This window comes from Confluentibacter citreus (assembly GCF_002807055.1).
In the GTDB taxonomy this organism is placed as follows: domain Bacteria; phylum Bacteroidota; class Bacteroidia; order Flavobacteriales; family Flavobacteriaceae; genus Confluentibacter; species Confluentibacter citreus.
In genome coordinates, this window is sequence record NZ_NIXN01000021.1 from 1 (window position 1) to 2,402 (window position 2,402).

At 29.2% G+C, this 2,402-nt stretch carries 2 protein-coding genes; both read right to left on the reverse strand.

Features of this window, described 5'->3' with window-relative positions:
- Positions 1-249 precede the first annotated feature (249 nt).
- Positions 250-726, reverse strand: a complete 477-nt coding sequence (locus tag CDH49_RS15415) for a hypothetical protein (protein ID WP_100616425.1) — start codon at positions 724-726, stop codon at positions 250-252.
- Between the two features lie 168 nt (positions 727-894).
- Positions 895-2,238: a hypothetical protein gene (locus CDH49_RS15425; RefSeq protein WP_100616427.1), complete on the reverse strand. Its 1,344-nt coding sequence runs from the start codon at positions 2,236-2,238 to the stop codon at positions 895-897.
- Positions 2,239-2,402 lie beyond the last annotated feature (164 nt).

A 2,402-nucleotide genomic window follows, 5' to 3' on the forward strand; every position in this document is an offset into this window, starting at 1 on the left:
AAAATTGATTTTTCCGTGGATAACTCCCATTGGAGGATCCGCAAATTCAAAATCAGTTGTTCCGATTTTTACTCCGTTTAATTCTATGTAATATGTTTTTCTCAAATGGTGTACAACGTTTATGTGAAAGGAACGTTGCGTGTTTGAGTGCGAGGATTTTCCGAATGAAAATCAGATGCTAGCAAACAAAGCAACGACCAAACGATTAAACTAAAATAAGCAATGTTTTTTACACGGTGTTAGGCGTAGTTATTTTAATTCAAATAGCAATTCGTTTCTTAAATAAAATCCCTCTTTATCCGCTTGAACCATTCCGCTAAAATTTAATTCAATATATGCCATTAGTTCTCCATTCAAATCGTAACCTTTATCAATTATGTCACTTGTCGGCAATTGGATACAAACAATATATTCTGTTGCTTTTAAATGTTTTATAACCTTTTTTTTATTCAGCTCAAAAAATTTAGGTTTTCCAATGATTTCAAAAAATTCCTCTAATTCTTCTTCCGCTAGCCGTTCTGATTCTCCTTTCGTATTTAGCTCAACTAATAATGGTAATCGCGCTTTGTCATAAGTCAATTCAAAATCCGTCCAGTTTTCGTCATCTAATTCAGATTCGGTTAGATTCACACTCAAATCAAATCCATCTGATTTTAGATGTTTCAATATTCCGCTTATTTTTGGTTTTCGGTTTGTCGAACAAAACACTCTTGTGAAATATCCCATTGATTTCTGATTGGTTTTTTCTAATTACGCCTAACGTGTTCGTGTATGGAAAGTTGCGTGTTTGGGGGCGAGGATTTTCCGAAGGAAAATCGGAAGCCGGCAAACAAGCAACAAACTTTGTATTAGCTAAAACTAGCAATTTTTTATACACGGTGTTATGTGCTGTTTTTATGTTTCGTATAAATCGAAAATTAAGTTTTCAAATACAAGTTTTTTTTGGAATCGTTTCAATCCTTGGTCATAGTAAGTAATTCTTGATGTCAGTTTAATTGCGTACTCATGAAATTCACCTTCGTATTCAGTATATTCTAATGGTTCATCCATTCCGTTGTTAGCGATAGAATTAGGATTAAAAAACATCCATTTTATTTTATCCTTGTTTATATCAAACTTACTTGATGAGTCTGTTGTATTCGTGTCATTAAAATATCTAAACTCTCTAGCTATTTCAAGCTTATTTTCAATTATGGAATCATAATTTCCTATTAATCTATTAACTATTCCAAGTTTATTAAAGACTAAACATATTGTAGCATTTTGTGAATGTTCAAAACCTTTTAAATGTTTAGGTTTACAAAGAAATATTCCATTTGTAGTAATGTGATTATCTCTATCATAATTGTATTTATCAGAATGTAATAAATTTAGTTGAGGGAAGAAATCATGATACATAACAGAAAAAGGTAAATATTTTATATAGATTACTTCTTCGGTCTCATATTCTGTTTCATAGAATTTTTTTAAACTTGGTAAATGGGATAATTTTTCTGTAAAATTTTTTTCTATTTGCCTTAATTTAGATGTGTCATTTTCAGTATTTGTATAACTTATTTTAAATTGTTTTGTTTTTGGTCGATAATTGAATTCTAAAACTTTTTTCCCAGTTATGAGAAAGTCTTTAAAATCATTTTCAAATGATATCATGTTAAATCTAAAAATATAATTTCCGTTGTTGTCAACTATAAATTCATTTTTATGATTTTTAATGACATACTCATAAATAAGATTTTGGTCTTTTTTTATTGTATTAAGTATATGTTCAGGTAAAAGTTCCAGATTGATAGTTTCATAAGCAACAATATTAAATTTTGTAAAGTTCCATTCATCAAAAAAATCCGTTACAACTAAATCTACGGTTGCCATGTTATTATAAGATAGAACTGTCTCTTCTGGATTCCGAGGACTCCAAATATCGCCTATAATATCAAAGTTTTCATTGACAAAATATGATAATTCATCAATAGAAAATTGAGTAAAATCTATCCAAATCCGTAATATAGTTTCCATTTCGTTGTACAGACGGTCTATATTGCTAATAGAATTAGATATTGGTTTTAGAACTCTTTTCTGAATTATTTCAGCACATAAAAAATCATGATTTAACCAATCATGAGTAGTATTTTTATAAGTAGCTACAGCAGAATAAAATATTTTGCCATTTTGTTTATTTAGAGATTTTTTATTATTTAATTCTAATCCGCTTTTTCTATCGAGAATTTTAAAGTTTGTCATGTTTCGAAATGTTTAGTTTATAACGGATTTTTTCAAATTGCACATAACGTGTTCGTGTATGATTAGTTGCGTGGTTAAGCACTAAATTTAGCAAATAAAAATCGAATAGAAAATCCGCGAGGATTTTCGTAAGCAAGCCAGAACCTAGCAATTAATTATACACG

Excerpts from the sequence above, each read along its gene's own strand:
- CDH49_RS15425 (WP_100616427.1), bottom strand. The coding sequence starts at position 2,238 with ATGACAAACTTTAAAATTCTCGATAGAAAAAGCGGATTAGAATTAAAT.
- CDH49_RS15415 (WP_100616425.1), bottom strand. The coding sequence starts at position 726 with ATGGGATATTTCACAAGAGTGTTTTGTTCGACAAACCGAAAACCAAAA.